We start from the raw sequence: 22,739 nt of genomic DNA on the forward strand, positions 1-22,739 counted from the left end.
GCCCGCGCGACGCTTATTATCTGTCCGGTTCGAACAGCATCGCATGACCGTTGATGCAGTAGCGCAGGCCGGTAGGCGGCGGACCGTCGGGGAAGACATGGCCCAGATGAGCCTCGCAGGTGCCGCAGCGGATCTCCGTGCGCACCATGCCGTAGGACGTATCGCGATGTTCGGTGACGGCGTAGGGAGAGACCGGCTCGAAATAGCTCGGCCAGCCGCAGCCGGCGTCGAATTTCGTGTCGGAGCGAAAGAGCGGCGCGGCGCAGCAGACGCAGCGGTAGAGCCCGGTCTCGAAGGAATCCCAGTAGGGACCGGTGAACGCGCGCTCCGTTTCGTGCTGGCGGGTGACGCGGAATTGCTCTGGCGTCAGCTGCCTGCGCCAATCGGCCTCGCTCTTGCGCACCCGCGTCTTGGTCGTTTCAGCCATGGGGCTTCCCTCCTGCGCCGGTCGGGTCAGCTAATAAAATAAGATCGATCCGGGGCGGAGACAACTATCGGCGCGCGGGCCGGGTGCGCCGCAGCAGCGCTACTGGCCGGAAAAATAGAGCCGCCTCAGAAAGCGGTCCGTGCCCGGGTTGTAGTAGCTCGAGCCCGGGCCGAAGCCGTCGATCCAGGCCGGCGAGGGGACGAGGAAATTCGGCTTCCAGGTTTGCGGGGGTGTTCCGGCGGTTTGTCGCGCCAGTGCCTCGCGAAAGGAATAGTGGGTGAAGAGCCGCATGAACTCTCCGAGATAGATGTCGGCGACCGGCCCGTTGCCGCGGATGATCAGCATGTTCTCGTCGTTCTTGTTCGTCGATCCTTCGGAGAAGTTGGCCGATCCGACGACGAGGGTGGGCGAGGGGCCGAGCGGGTCGACCAGCATGTACTTCGTGTGCACGTAGAGCACATGTGCATCGTCGCTCACCTGCGCCGTTTCCGCCAGCCACCGGTCGAAGTTGTTCAGGGCCACGCGCGCGCCGACGGAAACGACAATGTTCGGGTGACGCCTGATCCGGTCGATCTCGGCTGCCTGTTTCTTGTATTGCCGTCCGTTGCCCTTCTTTTCCATCAGTGCGAAGCGCAACACGTTGTCGATCTGGTCGTAGGTCTTCACGAAACGGCCGTTCATGCCGAAGGCGAAGGTCATGAAGAGCCCGCGCTCCGCGCTTGCCGCAAGGTCTGCATACCAGTCGAGCGCCGTTAGGGAGGAGCGCGGCGAAAACACCGTCTCCGTATCGGTATTCTCGGGCAACACGGGCAGCAGGTTCTGCAGTTCCACCTGCGTTGCCGTGGGCGAAAGTGTGAGGTCCCGGTCAAGGAGGTTCCAATAGGCGAGATATTGGCCCGCAAGCGTCTCGTCGCGCACGATGTGGGCATTGTTGGAATGGCCGAAGATTCCGTTCTCCGTAAGGTTGGTCGAGCCGGTCCAGACCTGCTTTGCCTCCTCGTCGCGGATGAAGACGAGAAACTTGTTGTGGGCGAAGCCGCCCGAATGCTCGCGCGGCTTGGTGACCGGCGCGATCGCCTGGTTTTCCAGCGCTTCGGTATTCTGCTCGCCGGCGCTGTCGCCGTCATAGAGGATCTTCACGTCGACGCCGCGCCCGCGCGCCGCCTCCAGGCGATCGAAGATCCGCGTGTTCTGGAACTCGTAGAAAGCGCCGCGCAGCCTGTCGCCCGCCTTGGTCTGGTCGATGTAGCTCTCGAGCCCCTCGATGAGACCGCGTGAAAGCCATTCATAGGCGGCCGGGCCTATCTCGCTCGGCTTCTTGTTCTGGAAGCGGCGGGCATATTCCTGCGAGGCGATTGCGCCGCGATTGAAGAAGACGGCGTGCTTGCCCTTCGTCACACGCTCGGTCTTGACCTTCAGAGTCACCTCGAACTTCGGCTCAAGGTCGCCCGGCTCACCTCCCATGGCGACGATGCGAAAAGTATATTTCTGGTCGGGAGAGACGGAATAGTCCGCCCATTGAAAGGTCTGGAAGGGGTGATCGAACGAGGAGAACATCACGCCCTGCGCCGGATGCGGCTCTATTGCCTCGAAGGTCTTCATGCCGCCGAGCCAGATGACCTCGCCATCGCGCTTGCGCTTGCGCTGGATCGCAAAGCCGAGGATTTTCTCCGATCTTATCTGATCCTGGGGCAGGTCCCAGCCGAGGAGCACCACGTAATTACCTGCTACCGCCAGGGCCTTCATGGCCCCATCTGCTTGTGCGTCCCGCATGGTGAATCCGCTCCTGCGTGAGTGTATGAGTTTATACAATCAGTATGACAGGTGATGTATTACGGCGGCGACTCATGGTTACACGGGCTTAGCGGCCTCTTTATGTTTGTGCGCTGATCTTAAACTGTGACTTGAATTCTTTTACCCTTGAGGCGCCTATCCGTTTGGCCTATTTGGGATGGGCTTTTCGACTTAGTCATTTTTCCCGTTCCAATCGCCCGCAGGAGAAAAGATGGCCGGCGCCGCGGGTCTTACATTCCTGGCCCTGTGTATGCCTTTTCTGGGTGCAATCCTGGCACCGATGGCTGTTCGGATCCTCGGTGCAAATTCCGCCTGGCTGCTCGCCCTCGCACCCGCAATCGCCTTCCTGCATTTCCTAGGCTTCGTGCCCGAAATCGCGCGCGGCGAAGTCGTCACCGCCGGCTATTCATGGGTGCCGAGCTACGATCTCAGCTTCTCCTGGTTCCTCGACGGCCTGTCGCTCACCTTCGCCCTTCTCATCACCGGCATTGGCATCCTGATCATTCTCTATTCGGGCGGCTACCTGAAGGGCCACCGCGACCAGGGACGCTTCCTTTCGTTCATGTTCCTCTTCATGGGAGCAATGCTCGGCCTCGTCGTCTCCGACAGCTTCCTGATGCTCTTCGTCTTCTGGGAGTTGACCTCGATCACCTCCTTCCTGCTGATCGGCTTCGATCACGAACGCGAGCCGGCCCGCCGCGCCGCCTTGCAGGCGTTGGTCGTTACCGGTGGGGGTGGTCTTGCCCTGCTCGCCGGCCTCCTGATGATCTGGAACGTGACCGGCGTCACGCAGATGTCGCTGCTCATGCCGTTCGGCGACGATCTGCGCGCCAGCCCCTTCTATCTCGCCGTGCTCGTCCTGGTGCTCGGCGGCGCCTTCACCAAGTCGGCGCAGTTTCCGTTTCACTTCTGGCTGCCGAACGCCATGGAGGCGCCGACGCCGGTTTCCGCCTACCTGCATTCGGCAACCATGGTGAAGGCCGGCGTGTACCTGCTGATGCGGCTCAATCCCGTCCTCGGCGCAACGCCCGCCTGGCAAACCCTGCTGCCCCTCTTTGGCGGGGTGACGCTCCTCGCCGGTACGGCGCTTGCCGTGCGGCAGACCGACCTGAAGCTGAAGCTCGCCTATACGACAGTCTCTTCGCTCGGCCTCCTTGTCATGCTGACCGGTTTCGGTTCGCCTTATGCGGTCGAGGCGGCGGTGCTCTATCTCATCGCCCATTCGCTCTTCAAGGGTGCGCTCTTCATGGTCGCCGGCATCGTCGACCACGAAACCGGCACGCGCGACATCACCCGGCTGCGCGGCCTGCGCTCCGGCATGCCGCTGACATTTGCGATCGCACTTGCCGCCGCCTTCTCCATGGCTGGCCTGCCGCCCTTCTTCGGCTTCCTCGCCAAGGAGGAGATCTATACCGCGCTCGCCGGCGCCGACCTGCGCGCCATCGTCTTCACCGCGGTTGCCGTCATCGGCAATGCGCTGATGTTCGCGATCGCCTTTGCGGTCGGCCTGAAACCCTTCATCGGCACACCGGCCGCGACGCCGAAGGATCCGCATGAGGCGCCCGCACTCCTCTGGCTCGGCCCGGCGGTGCTTTCCGCGCTCGGCCTGCTTGCCGCGCTCTTTTCAGGTGCCACCCACGGCCTTTTCTCCTCGCCGGCCGCGACCGCTGTCGCTGGCTCGCCGTCCGTGATCTCCATCTCGCTCGTGCCGCATTTCGGCGCGCCGCTGATGCTCTCGGCGCTGACGATCCTGCTCGGCATCGGCGTTTATTGGCAGCTCGAGCGTGCCCGTTTCCTCATGGCCGTGCTGCTGCGTGCCATCGGGTCGGGGCCGGACCAGCTCTTCGATCAGTTTGTCGCCGGCCTCGTGCGGTTTTCCCATCGCGTCACGGGCATCCTGCAGCCGGGCCGGCTGGAGCTCTACCTGACCGTTACCTTCCTCTGCGTCGCGGCAATCCTGCTCGTTCCCGCATTCCTCTATGGCGAGCTGCCGTCGGCGCCCGCATGGCCGCGGGATGTGCAATTGCACGAATGGGCCGTCTTCGCGCTTGCGATCATCGGCCTTCTTGCCGTGCTCATTGCCCGCGACCGGCTGACCGCCATCGTCTCGCTCGGGCTCCAGGGCTTCGCGGTAGCACTCATCTTCCTGCTTTTCGGCGCCCCGGACCTCGCCTTCACGCAGTTCATGGTGGAGACGCTGTCGGTCGTCATCCTCGCGCTCGTGATGACCCGGCTGCGGCTGACCCCCTCCGATCGTCGCCCGATCGGGCAGGTGCTCTTCGATGCCATGATCGCGATCGCCTCCGGCCTCGGCTTCGGCCTTCTCCTGATGCGGGCGACCGAAGTTCCCTTCGACGGCCGGCTGACGGAATTCTTCAACCTCTATTCAAAGACGATCGCCCACGGCGCCAACGTCGTGAACGTCATCATCGTCGACTTCCGCGGCACGGACACGCTTGGCGAGATCGCGGTTGTTGCCGTTGCCGGACTTGCAATCCTTGCGCTTATCCGCATGCGCTCGGGAACCGTGCGCAACCTTGCGCCCAATGACCCCGACCATCCGGAAAACCTCGGGGTGGAGCGCCCATGAATACCGTCATCTTCCGCACCGCCGCTCCCTTCCTGACCGCGCTCATGCTGCTCTTCTCGATCTTCGTGCTGCTGCGCGGCCATAACGAGCCGGGCGGCGGCTTCACCGGCGGCCTCATCGCGGCTTCCGCGCTTGCCATCTATGGCATTGCCCGCGGCGTCGAGGCGGTGCGTCGGGCCATACGGTTTCATCCGGTGGCGATTGCTGGAGCCGGCCTGCTGCTCTCCTGCGGCGCGGGTCTGCTCTCCGTCTTTTTCGCCGTTCCCTTCATGACGGGCCTCTGGGTTTACCCGCATATCTTCGGCGTCGAGGTTCCTCTCTCGACGGTGACGTTCTTCGACATCGGGGTCTATCTCGTCGTCGTCGGCGCCATTGGCTCGATAGCGCTGGCGCTCGAGGAAAGGGAGGTCGAGTGATGGAGCCTCTTTTCGCCGTCCTCGTCGGCCTGTTCTTCGCGGCCGCCATCTATCTGATGTTGTCGAAGTTCTCGATCCGCATCATGCTCGGCATCGCGATCCTCGGAAATGCGGTGAACCTGCTCATCTTCACGGCCGGGCGGCTGACGCGCGACGTGCCGCCGATCATCCCGGCCAATCTCGATGCGCTTCCGGCCGGCACCGCCAATCCGCTGCCGCAGGCGCTTATCCTGACCGCAATCGTGATTTCCTTCTCGCTTCTGGCCTTTCTCCTCGTGCTCACCTACCGCGCCTACCAGGACCTGAAGACCGACAACACTGACGAGATGCGCGTGGCGGAGCCCGTGGAGCGGCCGTTGCCGCCGCTCGGCTATTGAGCGGGGGCCGTTGAGGAATGGCTGTGCCGACCGATAAGATCGTCGATCTTGCTTCCGCATTGGTGATGACGCCCGTGCCCGCCGGTAATTGGCTGGTCGTGCTGCCCGTTGCCCTCTGCATCGCGCTTGGCGCGGTTCTTCTCATGCTGCGCGGCCGCGTTTCGCTCCACGCCTATGTCGCAATTCCCGGCCTGGCCCTGCTCGTGCTTGTCGATGCGCTTCTCCTGTGGAAGGTGGCTACCGACGGGCCGGTTACGATGGTCATGGGGCGCTGGCTGCCGCCATTCGGCATTGCCTTCACCGTCGATCTGCTCGGCGCGATGATGACCCTTGCGGCCGGCATCGTGGCGCTCGCGGCCGGCCTCTATGCGCTCGGCGACGTGCCATTGGTCGGCAGGCGATACGGCTTCTTCCCCTTTCTCCTGCTGCTGATGGCAGGCGTCAGCGGCGCATTCCTCACCGGCGACCTCTTCAACCTCTATGTCTGGTTCGAGGTGCTCCTCATTTCCTCCTTCGGTCTCCTCGTGCTCGGCTCCGAGAGCGAGCAGATCGACGGAGCGCTGAAATATGCCGTCCTTAATCTCGTCGCCACGACGCTGTTCCTCGTCGCGGTCGGCTATGCCTACGCCGTCTTCGGCACGCTCAACATGGCCGATATCGCCGGCAAGTCGGCGGGCCTCGGCGCGTCGGCGCCGCTGATCACGATCTCGGCCCTCTTCCTGCTCGCCTTCGGCATGAAGGCGGCGGCGTTCCCCGTGAATTTCTGGCTGCCGGCCTCCTACCATACGCCGCGCGTCGTCGTTTCCGCCCTCTTTGCCGGCCTCCTCACCAAGGTCGGCGTCTATGCCATGATCCGTGTCATGGGCATGATGCTGCCGGTCGAGCGCGAGGAACTCAGCCTTCTGATCGCGCTCCTGGGGGCGCTGACCATGATCATCGCCGCGCTCGGGGCGCTGGCGCAGTCCGATATCCGCCGCCTGCTCGGCTATGCAGTCATTTCCGGTGTCGGCGCCATGCTGGCCGGCCTCGCGCTCGGCAGCCCCGCCGGCATCAGCGGCGCGATCTTCTACGCATTGCATTCGATGGTGGTCATGACCGCGCTCTATTTCGTCGCCGGCGAGGCGGCGAAACTCGCCGGCAGTTTTTCGCTGCGCGCCCTCGGCGGGCTCTACCGGCAGAATGGTGCGTTCGCAGGCCTCTCGCTCGTTCTCTTCTTCGCCGTCTCCGGCCTTCCGCCCTTTTCCGGCTTCTGGCCGAAAGTCGTGCTCGTCAAGGCATCGCTCGATGTCGGCGCCTGGTGGCTGGCGGGCGCGATCCTGCTCGCCGGCTTCCTGACCACGATCGCCTTTGCCCGGGTCTTCCTACTCGCTTACTGGCGGCCACGACCGCTTGCCGCCGCGGGTGCAGATTCTGGGGAAGCGCCGGCGATTCGTTTGAGCGCGGCATTGCCCCTTGCTATCCTCGCGGCGATCGTCGTTGGCTTCGGCCTGTTTCCCGAAGGCCTGCTGCGCCTGACCGGATCGGCCGCCGCCGGGCTTCAGGATCCGCAAGCCTATCTGCAGTCCGTTTTCCCGGGGGGAGGGGAATGACGCTCTTTGCATTCAACCTGCTTCTTGCCGTCGTCTGGATCGCGATCACCGGCAACGCGTCCTTCCCCAATTTGATCCTCGGCTTCGTGCTCGCCGCGCTGGCGCTCACCATTGTTCGCGAACCCTTCGGAAGCGCGGTCTATCTCGACCGAACACGGCGCCTGCTCCTTCTCGCCGGCCTTTTCCTGCGCGAGCTCGCCATATCCGCCTGGCGCGTGGCGCTGATGGTGCTGAGACCGCACATGGACCTGAAGCCCGGCATCTTCGCCTTTCCGCTGACGGTGGATCGTGATTTCGAGATCACGCTGCTCGCCAATCTCATCACCCTGACGCCGGGCACGCTCTCCGTCGACGTCTCAGAGGATCGCAAGACGCTCTATGTGCATGCACTCGACTGCTCCGATCCGGAGGCGGCCAAGCGCAACATCGCCGCGGGCTTCGAACGCAGGATCATGGAGGCCTTCCGCTGATGGGTCCGCTTGTCATCGTTTCGGCCGCGGCAAACCTGGCGCTCGTCGTCCTCGCACTCGCTTTCCTCGTCGTCACCTGGCGCGTCCTCGCAGGCCCGACGCTCGCCGACAGGGTGCTTGCGCTCGACATGCTGGTGGCGATCGCAATCGGCTTCATCGCCGTGATCGCGGTCAAGACCGGCTTCACGCTCTATGTCGACATCGCCATATCGCTCGGGCTCGTCGGCTTCCTGGCGACAGTCGCGTTCGCCCGCTTCATCCTGTCGCGCGGCACGCCGGCGCCTGGCGCGGGCGAGGCGGCACTTGCCGGTGCCGGCGCCGCGTCGGGCAAGGCAGCGAAGGCTGGTAAAGGCGGCAAGAAGAAGCAGTCCGGCAAGCAGGCGAAGGGGCGCGGCGAGAAATGATCGACTATGTCCTCGCTCTCGTTGTTGCCGCTCTTCTTCTCATGGGTGCCTTCTTCACGCTCGCGGCGGCCATCGGCGTCGTTCGTCTTCCGGACCTCTACACGCGCATGCATGCGGCGTCGAAGGCGGGAACTGTGGGTTCGGGTCTACTTCTTTTAGCTTTGGGGTTGCATGCGCAGGACACACCAATATTATTGCGCGCGCTGGCAGGCTTTGCCTTCTTCATCTTGACTGCGCCAATTTCCGCCCATCTTCTGGCTAAAGCAGCGCATCAGACCGGCCATCGTCTATCCGGCCTTTCGGTGCGCGATGAACTTGAAAATCCTGGTCGAAGGCGGCCGCCCGGGCGTGTATAGTTTCGTGTGACGGTTTTGTGATCATGATGTTTGGTAGTGCAAACTTCGCTTAATTACTTATTTTTCATATGTGAGATTTTTTGCCAAGAAATAGCAGAATTAATAATTGGACTTTTGGCAAAAGAATGCTAATGCAGATTCAAGTAGAGTTCTGACGCTGAGTTAGACTCGTCCGGCTGTGAAGCGCCAGATGCTTTGAATTTTCTAATAATACGAGCAGAGGTTGCTTCTTCGCTTCAGTTCGAAGCTAGCGGGCGATGATTTCCGACAAGGCGTTGGGCGGTATAAGAGCAGGTTTCGCCGCTCGGAATCTAGGGGTGGATTTCGCGTTGTACGCAACAAGGCTGAGAATGCCTGTTTTTATGCTGTTGGCTCCTACGAATAGGGCGGTTCGTTCCAGTAACGACTATCCCAGGCAAGCATATGAACAGGAGAAATAAGATGACAGACTCGGCGCTTGGTAACGGCCCCGACCTACTTGTGGAACTCACGGCCGATATTGTTGCAGCCTATGTCAGCAATCACGTGGTTCCCGTCAGCGACCTTGCGAACCTCATTTCCGACGTGCATTCGGCGCTCAGCCACACGTCTGCTCCTGCGCCGGCCGTTACGGTCGTCGAAAAGCAGAAGCCGGCCGTTTCCGTGCGCAAGTCGGTCCAGGATGACCAGATCACCTGTCTGGAATGCGGTGGTAATTTCAAGTCGCTGAAGCGGCACCTGATGACCCATCACAATCTGGCACCGGAAGAATATCGCGAGAAATGGGACCTGCCCAGCGACTATCCGATGGTCGCTCCGGCCTATGCAGAGGCGCGTTCGCGTCTCGCGAAGGAAATGGGTCTCGGCCAGCGCCGCAAGCGCGGCCGCTAACTCGGCTCCGATCGGTATCGGCAGGCCGGACCCTGGTGTTCGGTTTTGTATTCGCAAATCCCCGTCTTTCCGCACCGGCGGAGGGCGGGGTTTTTCGTTTCGCCTTTGGCGACGGACAGTCCCGTAACTGCAATGCCCCTGCGTTGGTGTCCGCCCTTGGCGTCCGTGCTCCGTAGGGCGCGTGCGCCTGCGACGCCTTCCGAGCTTCCCATGACCCTGCATTGCCCCGTCGCCATCCCTCTTCCTTCGACCAATCCGGGGAAGGCGCGAGGAAAATAATCCCATAACTTCTGATGGGGTTTCAGGATATAAGAGCAAAAACAATGCGAACGTGCAACAAGGCTCTTTTCTTCATCCCCGCTCTTGCTCTAGGGTGTATGAATTATTTCCTATATCATAGGAGTATTCATATGCCTGTTGCCAAAGATCCCTCATTGCCCCCGACGCACGCCTCGCTTCCGCGCCCTGCCGGCGCACCGGTCGCCGGGGTCGACCCGACCTTCGGCTATGTCCCGCCGCCGGCCGCCCTTCCCATCCGCACGGTCTGCCGCGCTGTCGCCCAGATGACGGGCGAGATGGTGGCGCTGAATGCGCATCGCGTGCTGCAACGGCGGGATCGCCGCCGCGAACTGTGTCATGTCCGCCAGATTGCCATGTATGTCTGCCATGTGGCGCTGCGCATCCCCTTTGCCGAAATCGGCAGGGCCTTCGGGCGTGATCGCACGTCCGTCGGCCATGCATGTCACGTCGTGGAGGACCGGCGCGACGATCCCGCCTTCGACGATTTCGTGTCTGCGGTCGAGCGCATAGCGACTTCCGCCTTCTCCGCGGTGGAGCTCGGCAGCCATGAATGAAGCACAGGTCAAGGCAGGCAAGGTCCTGGTCAGGCTGCTCCGCTTCGTTCCGCCGGCGGGTGCGACGGCTGCGCCCCGCGGCGATGGGCTGACGGTCGAGGTCGAGACGACGGAAGGCAGCATGCAATCCTTTCCCGCGGCGGTCGTCGAAGTCTCCGTCTCCCTCGGGCTTCTCGGGCGAAACGGCGCGCGGCTGATGCCCGAGCCGGCCGCCCGATCCTTCCTGCGCCGGGCGATGGCCGAGCGCGAGGAGGAATATCTTGTCCAGCATGGCGAAATTGCCGCTGCGGCCATCGAGGTCGGCGACGAGAAGAGCATGGCACGCCTCAACCTGGCGGAATCGCCGCTCGGCGCGCTGGCGCGCATCAAGGACCGCAAGGGCGACCCCTTCCTGCCGGAACGGGCGCTCGCCGCCGGCGAACGGCTGCTTGCCGATTTCACGCGCGGCCAGCTGCAGCCGCGCGTCACCTCATCCTGGGAGCCGCGCCTGGCAAGCCGTGCGCAAGGCCAGCGTGGCGGAATGGCCGAACTGACAGACAGCGCCGTTGCGGCCCGGCTCTCGGTCAATCGCGCGATCGAGGCCATGGGGCCGGAACTTGCCGGCGTGGCGCTCGACATATGCTGCTTCATGAAGGGGCTGGAAACGGTGGAGCGCGAAAGGCAATGGCCGGCGCGTTCGGCCAAGCTCATGCTGCGTACGGCACTTCTTGCGCTCTCGCGGCATTATGATCCGCCGCGCAGCCCTTCATCGACGCCGACGCGTCATTGGGGCGCGGAAGGCTTCCGTCCCGAGCTTTGAAAGGCCGGACGCCTGTTGCCTTAGAGATGCCCTGATAACTCTAGGCGGCGACCCGAATCTTCGCCTCTTCGCGGATACGGCGGATCATCGAGCGAAGGCCGTTGGCCCGCTGCGTGGACAGGTGTTCCACCAGCCCGATCTTGTTGAAGACGTCGATCGCGTCGAGCAAGGCGATTTCAGACGCATGCTTGCCGGAATAGGTGGCGAGAACGATCGCCACCAGCCCGCGCACGATATGCGCATCGGAATCGCCCTCGAAGGTCATGACCGGATCTTCGGGGCTGCCGGAAATATGAGTTACGAGCCAGACCTGGCTGGCGCAGCCCTGAACTTTGTTGGCGGACGTGCGCTTCTCCTCGGGCAGGTCGGGCAGTGCCTTGCCGAGTTCGATGACGTAGCGGTAGCGATCCTCCCAGTCGTCGAGGAAGGCAAAATCGTCAATGATCTGGTCGAGAGCGCTCATCATGCAGTCCGTTATGTTCCTATACTGCGCATATAGGTCAAATGGGGCCGGATTTGAACCCATTCTAAAAAAGAACGCCGCCAGAGATGGGCTCTCTCGCGGCGCAGCGGAACGTTAGGTCTGCTGGAAGTTACAGGGCAGGCACGTCAGGCCGGACGCCGCTCGCGGCGCCCCGGCAAGATCAGGGTCAGATGGCGGGCTTCGGCAGCGGCACAGGAACGCCGGTGGCGACCGTGCCGGTCACGACATTGTCGGCATGCTGGCCGGCAATGGGCTCTGCGGGCATGGGCGGCATCGGCTGCTGCAGCGCTGCCGCCTTCTTTGCCGGCTGCCCGTCGTCGAGCTTGTCGCCGAACTGGCTGTCGAGGAATTCATAGGCAAGCCGCGCACCTTCGCGGGCACGGTAGCCGAGTGCGGTGAAGGTTTCCGCGCCCTTGATGCAGACGTCAGGCTTCTCGCTGCACATGCCGCTCAGATAGTCATAGGCGCCGGAAGCGGCGGAGAAGGCATCGGAGAATTCCACCTTCGGGTCGTTTTCTAGCCTTTCCGTGCTCTGCGTGCTGAAGAGCGGCAGCGCCACGAGCACCAGCGAAAACCAGAAGGCCGTTCTGATAAGAAAGTACATTGTTCTGCCCATCCTGTTCCAGGTCCGGTCTTGATGCCGAATCGGTCCGGTTTGTCCGGTATGCTCGAAGCCTACGCCCGGGATGCGAATAGCGCTTTTCGAAACTCGCGCGCATTTGCGTCAAATTCGATTCAAATTTGATCTTTCCGCATTTGAAACGCATTTCCGTCAAATTGTAGCGATCGCCGTTAAGCATGTCTTCGGCCTTCGCCTGCAAAAGCGGGCACTTGCGCTTTGAAGCCTTGCCACAGAGGTTAACGAATTTCTGAAAAGCAAGGAAAATCCGCCGCTTACCCGCCGTTAACCACAAAATACAATGCCGTTTGGCGGTGCTTCAAAATGGGAATTTTCCCGCTTTAGGGCGCTTTGGGCGATTTATCCCTTATCCTTTCCTTAAGCCGCGGGGGCCTATTCTAAGAGCCGTAAAAGCCGTTTGTGCGAGTGTTGGCGTGCGAGTATTGAGTGACATTGGCAACAGGGCGATAGCCCTCGTGGACCGGGCAGCAGGAAGCTGGCTTGCCGGAACCGGGGGCAGTGAGCACGTCCGTGCCGAAGAGCTGCGGATTCTGCGCCGCCTCGTGCTTCTGTCGTCGGCTGCTCTCTTTGCCGTTCCAGCCGCGCTTTCCGCCATCACGAGCCCCGCCGTGGCTCTTCCCGCGGGTGCAGCCGTCGTCTGCGCCGGCTTCCTGTTTTCCGCCGTCGGCAGCATCGCGCTCTCGCGCCAGAAGGTGCAGCCCGCGCTTCCCGCCCAGCCGGTAGAGGATGCGTTCCTGTCCGCAAGCGGTCTTGTCCTCTTTCTCGATCCGCAGGGCAACGTCACCACGGTCGGCGGCCGCGACCAGGGCGAGTTTCTTTCCTGGATGCGCAGCCCGCGTGGGCGCGGCTTCATCGAGCAGGTCCACGTCTCGGACCGCATCCTCTTCCTGCAGGCCGTGGATATGCTGCGTCAGGGCAGGCCTGGTCTCACCGTCGACTTGCGCCTCGAGCGCCCCGCGGGCGCGCAGGATATGCGCCAGTTCGCACATGTCCGCATCGACATGATCGCGCGCCGGGATGCCGACGGCGAGCTTGGAGCCGTCGTCGCCCAGCTGCGTGACATCTCGCACGAGCATCAGTTGCGGGCCGAGGCCGTGCGGCGCACCACCGAGGCCGAGCAGGCAAACGACGCCAAGTCGCGGTTCCTCGCCGCCGTCAGCCACGAACTGCGCACGCCGCTCAATGCCATTCTCGGCTTTTCCGATATCCTAGGCGGCGAATATTTCGGCAGGCTCGAAAACGATCGCCAGCGCGAATATGTCCAGTTGATCCGCCAGTCCGGCGCCCATCTCCTTTCCGTCGTCAACACCATGCTCGACGTGAGCAAGATCGAGGCAGGCCGCTACGAGCTGGTCCTTGAGCCATTCTCCATTGCCGATTCTGTCCGTGCCTGCGAAGCCATGCTCGGCCTGCAGGCCAAGGAGAAAGGCGTGACGCTGACGACGCGCATCCAGCGCGGCCTGACGGAAATCGTCGCCGATCAGCGCGCCGTCCAGCAGGTCCTGATCAATCTCGTCGGCAACGCCGTCAAGTTCACCGAGAAAGGCGGCGTCGTCTCCATCGATGCGTCGGCCTGCGACGGCATCCTCACGCTCAGCGTCAGCGATACCGGCATCGGCATAGAAACCGACAAGCTTGCCATGCTCGGCCAGCCCTTCGTGCAGGTCCAGAACGATTACACCCGCCGATACGAAGGCACCGGCCTCGGTCTTTCGCTGGTCAAGGGATTGGTCGCGCTGCACGGCGGCAGCTTCGCCATTGCAAGCGTCCCCGGCGAGGGTACTGTCATCACCATCTCCGTGCCGGCCGACGGGTCGGGTGCCGTACCCGTCGAAGAGGGAGCCGTCTGGAAGGAGGCGGTCGAGTTTCCACCGCGCCTGAAGGCACCGGCCGAGCCGGTCGCCGAGCGCAAGGAGGGAGTTGCCCATGGCCGCGCGCAAGCGAAAATCGCCTGAGAAAAGAGGCTCGCGCCGCAAGCCGAGCCTTGCCGCCCGCAGCGCGGTGGCTCTGGGTGGCCTCTGCGTGAATGGCCTTGGGGCGCTGGGCACCATGGTCGCGCGCCATCCTTCGATTGCCGGCGGCACTGCCGTCTTCGTCGTCGTCTTCAGCTTCGTCGCCGCCAACGCCCTCTGGTACCAGCGCGGCGAGCATCCGTCGCCGATCTTCCGTACCCGTGATCCGCAGTCGCCCGAGACGCTGACCGGACGCAAGTTCTACAAGCTGCCGGGAGAGCAGGCCGGCAATGTCACGACCTTCAAGATCGAGCGCTCGGACGACGAAACGGCGGTGACCGGGACGGCGACCGTCCCCGCCGCGGCGGCGGTCCAGCCATCACCTGTCGTCATGGACGTCCAGAAGGAGCTCGCCCGCCGAGGCCTCTACAACGGCGCTGCCGATGGCGTCATCGGCCCGCGCACCAGTGCCGCCATCCTCTTCTTCGAGGAAACGGTCGGCATGAGCCAGACCGGCGAGGCAACGCCGGAGTTGCTTGCGGCGCTGAGGACCGATGGCATGGGGCCGTCGACGGTGCCCGCCGAACGGCCCGCGGAAGACCTACATTCGCCGGCTGCCGCAGTCGATCCCGTTGCCGCGGCGATCCTCGAAGCGGAAAGGCCCGTCAAGACCGCGACAACCCGCAAGGCCGAGGTGACGGGCAAGGTGGCCAGCAACGATCTCGTGATGCAGATCCAGAAGGGGCTGAGCAATATCGCCTACGCCAATGTCGGCATCGATGGCGTGGCCGGCGAGCAGACCCGGGCCGCGATCCGCCACTTCCAGAAACACTACCGCCTGCCTGAGACCGGCGAGCCGGACCAGGCAGTCTTGAAGAAGCTGCGCGAGATCGGCGCGCTTTGAGCGCCGTGCCCGCCTTGCGCCGCCCTTTGGTCAGGCCGCGGTGTTTCCTTTTGGCGATGAAACCCTCTATAGCCATTCCATGAGATTGCGAACCGATATCTTCGTCTCGGCCATTGTTCGCCGCCTCTTTGCACGGGGCGATTTTGCGGCGGTCGAGCGCAGGGGCGCGGAGGAGGCAGGCGCGATCTTCCTGCGCCAGCGCCACCGCGACGGGCAGGAAACGCTTTACGCTCCGGCGCCCCAGAGCTTCTTCGACGACGAGCAGAGCGGCGAGCGCCTCTTCGAAATCCGTCTCGGTCGCGCCGACTCGGAAAAAATCCGCGAGATGCTGTCGCGGGAGGCGAAGTTCGATCCCGACCTGTGGATTGTGGAACTGGAGGCGGACGACCTCGACGGCATCGTGCCATTGGCCGAGGAGCGGAAGAACCCGCTTTGACGCCCTGTCGCCTCGGGCTGGTGCCAAGGTGTGATGCTCAGGGTAGCGGTATCGGCTTGTCACTGAGGGTGCGCAGGTAGGCGATCAGATTGGCCCGTTCGCTGTCGTTCGGAACGCCGGGTGTCTCCATGTAGACCCCTGGCGTCGTAAGCATGGGACCGTAAAGATAGATGTTCAGGTCCTCATAGGTCCACTCACCACCCCAGGCTCGCAAGGTCTCCGAGTAACTCATCTGCGTCAGGGATGCCTTGTCGCGCCCGACGACGGCCCAAAGGGTCGGTCCGATTTTGACGCGCCCCTGCGGTTCGATGCTGTGGCAACCGGCACAGATACCGGTGAAGTAGGTCTTGCCCTTCTCGACATCTGCGGCCGCCAGCCGGGGTGATATCGGGCCCGGTTTCGGGAAGACCACGCCGTGCGCAACGAGATAGTCGGCGACGTCGCCATGCCCACGCAGCTTTGCCAGATGAAGAGGCGTCTTCTTGTCCTTGGTTTGCGCGTTCACGTCCGCGCCCGCCTCGACCAATGCCTTCACGCAGGTAAGGCAACCCTGCTTGGCGGCGATGTGAAGGACGGCTTCGCCATCCCAGTTCGAATTTGGATTTGCGCCATTCGCCAGCAGCAGGTTGATCAGGTCGATCTTGCCCTTTGTCACCGCCGGCATCAGCGCAGGACCCCACTGCGTCTGGGCATTGACATCGGCACCGCGGTCGATGAGGAGCTTGGCCGCCGCAAGGTGCATCCTCCTGACCGCGAAGAAGAGCGGCGGTGCGGACCCGTCCGTCTCGTTTACATCGGCGCCTGCATCAAGCGCTGCCGTGATTGCCGCGACGTCGCCCTTCTTCGCTGCGTCGTGAATGGGCGCGGCGCGGGATGTCAGCGGGATGAGACAGAGACACGTCAACAGGAGAAGCAGGTTCGAACGCATCGGCTTCCCCCCTCACGACGGGCCGAAGGATGAACACGGCACTTATCATAGCAAATTATGCGGAAATTGTCTCGCGGCTAGCCCGGTCGCCGCCCCCGGGCCGCCGTGTCGCGGTGGCCCGGGGCGTGCCCGTCCGGTCTCAGGTCGAGCGGCCCGCGACCCAGTCGTGCCAGTCGTCCTCGCTGCCATGGAAAGCGTTGAGATCGATCTTGCCCTCGACGCCGTGGGAAAGCCCTGAGCCCGAATATTGCCAGAACAGCCACTTTCTTCCGGCATAGATCTTGGAGGGATGGGCGGCGACCGAACGCAGCCAGAAAGGATAGTCCAGGAACTCGCCCTTGAGGTTGTCGCGATAGAAGTCGGGAGCGGTATAGATGATCGGGCGCTGCCCGTAATGCCGTTCCAGCTTGTCCGCAAAGACCTGGATTTTTTCCAGAACCTTCGCACGCGAAATGCGCCGCTTGCAGGCGGACTCGCCATTGTATTCGACGTCGATGACCGGCGGAAGCGCATCGGCCTCCTTCGGAACGTTGCGGATGAACCAGTCTGCCTGTTCGCCGGCCGTCCGGCACCAATAGAAGAAATGATAGGCGCCACGTTTCATGCCGGCCTGCTTGGCCGCGCGCCAGTTCGTGCGGAACATCGGGTCGAGATGGTCGCCGCCGTCCGTCGCCTTGATGTAGGCGAAGTTCGCCCCCTGCGTGCGCAGCTTTTCCCAGTCGATGTCACCCTGCCAGCGGGATACGTCGACGCCGTGCACGGCAAGCTTTCTCGGCGAGACGGAACCGAAATTGATGGGTTTGGCGTCGCGGAAGCGATGCGCGTAGATCTGGGAGCGCGAGGGAGCCTTCGTCCGGGGCTGGGGAGCGGCGGGCATCTGCAGCGCGACGGGTCTTTCGGCCGGAAGTGGCGTGGTCGTTGCTCCGGCGGCCGGCGTAAAGGCCTGCGGCGTCGGAACCGCTCCTGCCCAGGCGAGAACTTCCTGCGGCGGGGCGGGTTGCGGGGCCGCTCCGCCCATGTCCGCAACGGGCACCGGCGCGGCGGGCACGGCGGCGGCCGGCACGGGGCGGGCAGGCTGAGCTACGGAGCTCGTGGTCTCTCGTGACGGCAGCCCGGTCAGAAGGCTATCCGGCCCGGAACTGGACGTGCAGCCCGACAATGAAAGACAGGCGAGAAAGATTGCCGGCACAGCCGATAGACGCTTCGTAACCCGCACCCGGAAACACCTCACTGGCGGAATGCTTGCCGCCGGAAACCATTGATCGGAATTGCTAACGGAGAATTACTAGAAAAAGCTGAATCCTATCTTTACGCCGCAGCAACTTGCTGCCGGCAGCCATCGAGCAGCACTGACGCCTCGAAACCGGCAACGTCGCCAAAGCGGCAGTGCGGCGGCGAATCCTGTCTCTCCCGGCAAAATGCGTCCGCAAAACCTGGGCGTGGCGAGTTCCGTTTACGCAATCGTGATGCTTGTTTGGCGGATTGCCCGGCGATTTTTTGAATCGCGCCCAATTCATTGCGGGGCGACAGCGTGCACTCTTGCCTGTCGTCGCATTGCTGACAGGATATTCCCGGCGTCGGCTGCCGGTTGCCCCGAACACCGCTCCGCCCCGCCGCCATCCCGCTGGGATCAACCTTTTTCCGGAGTGCGCCGTGGAGGCCATCAGCATAACCCTGCTTCTCATGCTTGCCGTCGTGGCGAGCAGCGCCCTTGCGCGCATGTCGCCAATGCCCGTGCCGCTGCCCCTCGTGCAGATCGCACTCGGCGCCCTTGTTGCCTGGACCTTCGATTTCCACGTTGTCTTGCAGCCCGATATCTTTTTCCTGGCGTTCCTGCCGCCGCTGCTCTTCCTCGATGGCTGGCGCATCCCGAAGGAAGGCCTGCTCCGCGACAAGGGCACCATCATTGCGCTGGCGCTCGGCCTCGTCGTCTTCACGGTGATCGGTGCCGGCTATTTCATCCATTGGATGATCCCGGCCATGCCGCTTGCCGTTGCCTTTGCACTTGCCGCCACGCTCTCGCCGACCGATGCGGTGGGTGTGTCCGCGATCGCCGCCCGAACGCCGTTCCCGAAGCGGCTGATGCATATCCTCGAAGGCGAGTCGCTGCTGAACGATGCCTCGGGCCTTGTCTGCATGCGCTTTGCCGTCGTGGCGGCGCTCACCGGAGGCTTCTCCCTCGTCGAAGCTTCCGGGGTGTTCCTCTGGCTGGCTGCCGGCGGCATCGGGGTCGGCGTCCTCATCACCTGGTCGGCCGCAAGGGCTAAGGACTGGGTGTCGCAGCGCTTCGGCGAGGAGACAGGCTCCCAGATCCTGATCAGTCTGCTCATTCCCTTCGGCGCCTATGTCGCGGCCGAATCCATTCAGGCCTCCGGCATTCTTGCCGCCGTCGCCGCCGGCATCGTTATGGGCTACGAAGAGAAGTCCGGCCGGGCGCTCGCCACAACGCGCGTGCGCCGCGCCGCCGTGTGGGATGCGGTCGCCTTTGCCGGCAACGGGATGATCTTCGTGCTGCTGGGGGAGCAACTGCCGAGCATAGTCGCCGGTGCCGCGCGGGTCGCGCGCGAGGCTGGTCAACAGGAAGTGTTGTGGCTGCTTGCCTATGTGCTGGGTATCGCCTGCGCGCTGGCCGCCTTGCGCTTTCTGTGGGTATGGGCCTCGCTTGCCCTCATCCTCTTCCGCGCGGCCCGCAAACGCCAGACGGTCCAGGCGCCGGGCTGGAGCTTGATCGCGGCCACCTCGCTCGCGGGCGTACGCGGCGCGATCACCCTGGCTGGTGTCCTGACGCTACCCTTTACCCTCCAGGACGGTTCGCCCTTTCCGGCCCGCGATCTTGCCATCTTCCTGGCCGCTGGCGTCATCGTCGTCTCGCTCGTCGCGGCAAATGTCGGCTTGCCGTATCTGATCCGCCACGCAAAGCTCCCGCCCGAGGCCTCGAGCCAGAAGGAGGAGGACGCCGCGCGCGTTGCCGCTGCCCAGGCTGCGATCGAAGCGATCGACCGCCGCCTCCGGGAGATGGGAGCCGGCCGCCAGGATGCCGATCTCTACATGGGCGTCGCTTCGCGGATCATGGTGCTTTACCGCCAGCGTATCGAGGCGCGCTCGAAAACCGGCGAGGAGGCCGATGCGTCCCGAAAGGACGAGGAAATCGAGCGCAGTCTGCGGCTCGTGGCGCTTCACGCCGAACGCGCCGAACTCTATCGCATTGCCCGCTCAGGAAAGCTGCCGGAGGAGACCACCCGCAAGCTAGTCCGCGAGGTAGACCTGCTGGAGTCGAGGTTCAGTACGCCGTGAGAGCTAGTTGATCGCCACCAGATGTCCCGGCGAGACCTCGCGATAGTCGAGCGGCTGGATCCGGTAGTCTACGGGCCGGATCGGGCTCTTGATCTCCTCGTTCGCAGATCCGCCCCTTGTGCGCCGGCGGTCCGGATCGGGAACAGGCACGGCCGATATCAGCTTCTTCGTGTAGTCGTGCTTCGGGTTGCTGAAGACGGCTTCGCGCGGCCCGATCTCGACGATCTCGCCGAGATACATGACGGCGACGCGGTGGCTGACACGCTCGACAACCGCCATGTCATGGGAGATGAACAGGAAGGCGAGGTTCATGCTCTGCTGCAGGTCGAGCAGCAGGTTGATCACCTGCGCCTTGATCGAAACGTCGAGCGCCGAGACGCTCTCGTCGGCGACGATCACCTTGGGGTCGAGGGCAAGCGCGCGGGCGATGCAGATGCGCTGGCGCTGGCCGCCTGAGAATTCATGCGGGAAGCGGGATGCCATGTCCGGCGAAAGCCCGACCTTCTCCAGGAGGTCGGCAACCTTTACGCGGGCCTGCTGGGCCGTTCCCATCTTGTGCTCGAGATAGGGTTCGGCAATCGCCGCCCCGATGCGGATGCGCGGATTGAGGCTCGCAAACGGATCCTGGAAGATCATCTGCACGGTCTTGCGCATCTCGCGCAATCCCTTCTTGTCGAGGGAGAGGACTTCCTCGCCGTCGACGCGCACCGAGCCGCTCTGGGCGTCGATCAATCGCATGATCGCGCGTCCCGTCGTCGACTTGCCGCAACCGCTCTCGCCGACAAGCGACAGCGTCTCGCCGGCATGAAGATCGAAGGACACGTTCTCCACCGCATGCACCCGGCCGGTCAGCCGGCCGAACAGGCCGGAATGGATGTCGAAGCGCTTGGTCAGGTTCCTGACTTCCAGCACCGGGCGCTTGTTGACAGCCACCGTGTCGGCGACCTCTACCGGCACGTCGGACTTGCCGGTCGCCGTATCCACGACGGGGAAGCGAAGCGGCCGCTTGCGCCCCGCCATCGAGCCCAGCACCGGCACGGCCGAGAGCAGCGCCCGCGTATAGGGATGCTTTGCCCGGAAGAAGATGTCGCTGGTCTCCCCGGTTTCCACCTGCTCGCCGCGATACATCACGACGGTGCGGTCGGCGATTTCGGCGACGACACCCATGTCGTGGGTGATGAAGAGAACGGAGGTGCCTTCCTCGTCCTGCAGCGTCTTGATGAGGTCGAGGATCTGGCCCTGGATGGTGACGTCGAGCGCCGTCGTCGGCTCGTCGGCGATCAGCAGCTTCGGCCTGGAGGCGAGCGCCATGGCAATCATCACGCGCTGGCGCATGCCGCCCGAGAAGCGGTGAGGGTATTCGTCGAAGCGCGAGGCGGCCGACGGAATGCGGACCTTTTCCAGCAGCCGGATCGTCTCGGCGCGCGCCTCCGCCTTGCTCATCGGCGAATGGCAGAGCAGTGCTTCCGAAATCTGGTCGCCGATGGTGAAGAGCGGGTTGAGGCTCGTCATCGGCTCCTGGAAGATCATGGCGACATCATTGCCGCGGACCTTGCGCATTTCCGCTTCGGGAAGCTGCAGCAGATCGCGGCCGCCCAGCATCACGCGCCCATCGATGCGGCTGGAATCGGCAGCGAGCAGCCGCATGATCGACAGCGAGGTGACGCTCTTGCCGGAGCCGCTCTCACCGACGATCGCAACCGTTTCCCCCGGCGCAACCGAGAAGGAAACGTCACGCACCACCGGTTTCCATTCCCCGTCCACCAGGAAGGAGGTGGTGAGGTTCTGAACGGACAGAACCGGCTCGGCGGTCTGGATGGCTCTTGCCTCTGTGGCGCTCATGATCGTTCCCTTCTTCTTGTCGTTGTTGCGGCCGGGGCTCAGTCCGGCCAGCGCAGGACGCTGTCGAAGCGATGCTTGCTGCGGTTTTCGAAGGGGGTCGCGATGATCTCGTTGGATGCCCGCGCCCTGTCCAGTTCCTCGGCAAGGCGGCGTGCCACGATGGTCTCCTGGCCCGGATGCAGGTTGCAGGGATCGAGGTAGAAGTAGTGGTGCTCCACCTCGTGGTCGCGCACGATCACCGGCTGTTCGCCGCGGGCGAGGGCGGTGGCAAGATCCCATGCGGTGATGTGGGCTTCCGCGGCCGAGATGATTACGCGCATGCGGTCGAGCGGATTGTTGGTCGGATCGGGCTCGATCAGCGCAGTCACGCCCGGCCGGCCGTCGAGCGTCCGCTTCCAGAGGTTCAGGTAGCCGGTCTCGCGCTCGCGGATGCCGGCGTGGTCGCGCTTTTCCCAGGCTTCCAGTGCCGCCATGACGCCGTAGACGCTTTCCTTGCCGACCTTCATGCCGCGGCCGATGCCCATGTTCTGCAGGAAGGCGCTGCGCACCAGTTCCTTGTTTCCGGCGACGATGCCGGAGGTCGGGCCGCCCAGGAACTTGTGGCCCGAGTAAAGCGCGATGTCCGCCCCCTGCGCCAGGAAGAGCTTGAGATCATATTCGGAAGCCGCGTCGACGATAACAGGAACGCCCTTGGCATGCGCGATCTCGACGAACTCGATGAGGTTCAGCAGGCCGTAGTCGACGACATGATGCGACACGACATAGACCGCGGCGGCCGTCTTCTCGGTAATGGCGTTCTCCATATGGAAGCGGTGTGTCGAGGTCGCCTGGCCGACGAGGACGACCTTGCCGCCGGCAAGCCGGATCGCCTGGTCGACGGGCGCGCCGTAGCTCACGACATGGCCCATCTGAACGATGACCTCGTTCTTCTCCGGTGTTGCGTCCGGCAGCTTTTCGATCGCGAGCAGGTTGTTGCCGGTGATCGCACCCGCGACCGCAAGGCTGATGCCGGCCGAGCAGGAGGCCGTGACGAAGCCTGCCTCGCCGCCCGTCAGCCGGGCGATCACGGCACTTGCCTTGCGCTGCAGGTCGTTGATCTCCACGAACTGCGGCAGGATCGCCGACATTGCGGCGATCGCCTCGGGAACGACGATCGACGCGCCAAGGCTCGTCATCGTGCCCGAAACATTGATGACCGGACGAAGGCCGATCGTGGTGCGAATGTCATCTGCCATTGTAATCTCCAGGATATTTTGTTCTGCAAAGAGAATGGTTGAGTTTTGCCTCGTCCATCGCTATGCCATAGTAATGTA

General features: G+C 63.5%; 22 protein-coding genes. 14 read left to right on the forward strand and 8 right to left on the reverse strand.

Annotated elements, in window-relative coordinates:
- Positions 1–16: 16 nt before the first annotated feature.
- Complete coding sequence (msrB, locus tag EV286_RS03245; RefSeq protein WP_132955557.1) at positions 17–427, reverse strand: peptide-methionine (R)-S-oxide reductase MsrB; 411 nt, start codon at positions 425–427, stop codon at positions 17–19.
- Between the two features lie 99 nt (positions 428–526).
- Entirely contained in the window at positions 527–2,200 is a 1,674-nt protein-coding gene (locus EV286_RS03250) for a phospholipase D-like domain-containing protein (RefSeq protein ID WP_132955558.1), read from the reverse strand.
- Positions 2,201–2,432: 232 nt separating this feature from the next.
- Here EV286_RS03250 and EV286_RS03255 point away from each other — a divergent pair, with 232 nt between their 5' ends.
- The 10 genes from EV286_RS03255 (at position 2,433) to EV286_RS03300 (ending at position 10,946) form a co-directional block, all read left to right on the forward strand.
- Entirely contained in the window at positions 2,433–4,811 is a 2,379-nt protein-coding gene (locus tag EV286_RS03255) for a putative monovalent cation/H+ antiporter subunit A (protein ID WP_132955559.1), read from the forward strand.
- Entirely contained in the window at positions 4,808–5,227 is a 420-nt protein-coding gene (locus EV286_RS03260; protein ID WP_132955560.1) for a Na+/H+ antiporter subunit B, read from the forward strand. Before EV286_RS03255 ends, EV286_RS03260 begins: the two co-directional genes overlap by 4 nt.
- Positions 5,227–5,604 carry a Na+/H+ antiporter subunit C gene (locus tag EV286_RS03265; protein ID WP_132955561.1) on the forward strand — a complete coding sequence of 126 codons (378 nt, stop codon included), beginning with the start codon at positions 5,227–5,229 and terminating at the stop codon, positions 5,602–5,604. The genes EV286_RS03260 and EV286_RS03265 overlap by 1 nt, the downstream gene beginning before the upstream one ends.
- A 17-nt stretch (positions 5,605–5,621) precedes the next feature.
- Positions 5,622–7,193: a Na+/H+ antiporter subunit D gene (locus EV286_RS03270; protein WP_132955562.1), complete on the forward strand. Its 1,572-nt coding sequence runs from the start codon at positions 5,622–5,624 to the stop codon at positions 7,191–7,193.
- Positions 7,190–7,663: a Na+/H+ antiporter subunit E gene (locus tag EV286_RS03275; protein WP_132955563.1), complete on the forward strand. Its 474-nt coding sequence runs from the start codon at positions 7,190–7,192 to the stop codon at positions 7,661–7,663. Before EV286_RS03270 ends, EV286_RS03275 begins: the two co-directional genes overlap by 4 nt.
- The gene (locus EV286_RS03280; RefSeq protein WP_132955564.1) at positions 7,660–8,067 is read left to right on the forward strand and encodes a cation:proton antiporter; all 408 of its coding nucleotides are present in this window, start codon (positions 7,660–7,662) and stop codon (positions 8,065–8,067) included. Before EV286_RS03275 ends, EV286_RS03280 begins: the two co-directional genes overlap by 4 nt.
- The gene (mnhG, locus tag EV286_RS03285; RefSeq protein WP_132955565.1) at positions 8,064–8,423 is read left to right on the forward strand and encodes a monovalent cation/H(+) antiporter subunit G; all 360 of its coding nucleotides are present in this window, start codon (positions 8,064–8,066) and stop codon (positions 8,421–8,423) included. The genes EV286_RS03280 and mnhG overlap by 4 nt, the downstream gene beginning before the upstream one ends.
- A gap of 441 nt (positions 8,424–8,864) precedes the next feature.
- The gene (locus EV286_RS03290) at positions 8,865–9,293 is read left to right on the forward strand and encodes a MucR family transcriptional regulator (protein WP_132955566.1); all 429 of its coding nucleotides are present in this window, start codon (positions 8,865–8,867) and stop codon (positions 9,291–9,293) included.
- A gap of 410 nt (positions 9,294–9,703) precedes the next feature.
- A complete protein-coding gene (locus EV286_RS32360; RefSeq protein ID WP_245500590.1) occupies positions 9,704–10,147 on the forward strand; it encodes a helix-turn-helix domain-containing protein in 444 nt (147 codons plus the stop codon).
- The gene (locus tag EV286_RS03300) at positions 10,140–10,946 is read left to right on the forward strand and encodes a DUF6456 domain-containing protein (protein WP_132955567.1); all 807 of its coding nucleotides are present in this window, start codon (positions 10,140–10,142) and stop codon (positions 10,944–10,946) included. The genes EV286_RS32360 and EV286_RS03300 overlap by 8 nt, the downstream gene beginning before the upstream one ends.
- Positions 10,947–10,986: 40 nt before the next feature.
- On the opposite strand, the gene EV286_RS03305 is transcribed toward EV286_RS03300, so the two are convergent.
- Both EV286_RS03305 and EV286_RS03310 read right to left on the reverse strand, forming a co-directional pair.
- Positions 10,987–11,409, reverse strand: a complete 423-nt coding sequence (locus EV286_RS03305; RefSeq protein ID WP_132955717.1) for a SufE family protein — start codon at positions 11,407–11,409, stop codon at positions 10,987–10,989.
- A 187-nt stretch (positions 11,410–11,596) separates the two neighbouring features.
- Complete coding sequence (locus EV286_RS03310) at positions 11,597–12,034, reverse strand: DUF5330 domain-containing protein (RefSeq protein WP_132955568.1); 438 nt, start codon at positions 12,032–12,034, stop codon at positions 11,597–11,599.
- A gap of 449 nt (positions 12,035–12,483) precedes the next feature.
- Between EV286_RS03310 and EV286_RS03315 the strand changes: the two genes are divergently transcribed.
- The 3 genes from EV286_RS03315 (at position 12,484) to EV286_RS03325 (ending at position 15,362) form a co-directional block, all read left to right on the forward strand.
- The gene (locus tag EV286_RS03315) at positions 12,484–14,025 is read left to right on the forward strand and encodes a HAMP domain-containing sensor histidine kinase (protein ID WP_132955569.1); all 1,542 of its coding nucleotides are present in this window, start codon (positions 12,484–12,486) and stop codon (positions 14,023–14,025) included.
- Positions 13,997–14,926 carry a peptidoglycan-binding domain-containing protein gene (locus EV286_RS03320; protein WP_132955570.1) on the forward strand — a complete coding sequence of 310 codons (930 nt, stop codon included), beginning with the start codon at positions 13,997–13,999 and terminating at the stop codon, positions 14,924–14,926. The genes EV286_RS03315 and EV286_RS03320 overlap by 29 nt, the downstream gene beginning before the upstream one ends.
- Before the next feature lie 79 nt (positions 14,927–15,005).
- Positions 15,006–15,362: a DUF1491 family protein gene (locus EV286_RS03325; protein ID WP_132955571.1), complete on the forward strand. Its 357-nt coding sequence runs from the start codon at positions 15,006–15,008 to the stop codon at positions 15,360–15,362.
- Positions 15,363–15,399: 37 nt separating this feature from the next.
- Here EV286_RS03325 and EV286_RS03330 read toward each other — a convergent pair whose 3' ends face one another.
- Both EV286_RS03330 and EV286_RS03335 read right to left on the reverse strand, forming a co-directional pair.
- A complete protein-coding gene (locus EV286_RS03330) occupies positions 15,400–16,290 on the reverse strand; it encodes an ankyrin repeat domain-containing protein (protein WP_132955572.1) in 891 nt (296 codons plus the stop codon).
- 139 nt (positions 16,291–16,429) lie between these two features.
- A complete protein-coding gene (locus EV286_RS03335) occupies positions 16,430–17,506 on the reverse strand; it encodes a GH25 family lysozyme (RefSeq protein ID WP_132955573.1) in 1,077 nt (358 codons plus the stop codon).
- A 437-nt stretch (positions 17,507–17,943) separates the two neighbouring features.
- On the opposite strand from EV286_RS03335, the gene EV286_RS03340 reads away from it, so the two are divergent.
- Positions 17,944–19,584, forward strand: a complete 1,641-nt coding sequence (locus EV286_RS03340; RefSeq protein ID WP_132955574.1) for a Na+/H+ antiporter — start codon at positions 17,944–17,946, stop codon at positions 19,582–19,584.
- 3 nt (positions 19,585–19,587) lie between these two features.
- Here EV286_RS03340 and EV286_RS03345 read toward each other — a convergent pair whose 3' ends face one another.
- Complete coding sequence (locus EV286_RS03345) at positions 19,588–21,426, reverse strand: ABC transporter ATP-binding protein (RefSeq protein ID WP_132955575.1); 1,839 nt, start codon at positions 21,424–21,426, stop codon at positions 19,588–19,590.
- A gap of 38 nt (positions 21,427–21,464) precedes the next feature.
- The gene (locus tag EV286_RS03350; RefSeq protein ID WP_132955576.1) at positions 21,465–22,661 is read right to left on the reverse strand and encodes an aminotransferase class V-fold PLP-dependent enzyme; all 1,197 of its coding nucleotides are present in this window, start codon (positions 22,659–22,661) and stop codon (positions 21,465–21,467) included.
- Positions 22,662–22,739: the final 78 nt, after the last annotated feature.

The organism is Rhizobium sp. BK251 (assembly GCF_004345245.1).
In the GTDB taxonomy this organism is placed as follows: Bacteria; Pseudomonadota; Alphaproteobacteria; order Rhizobiales; family Rhizobiaceae; genus Rhizobium.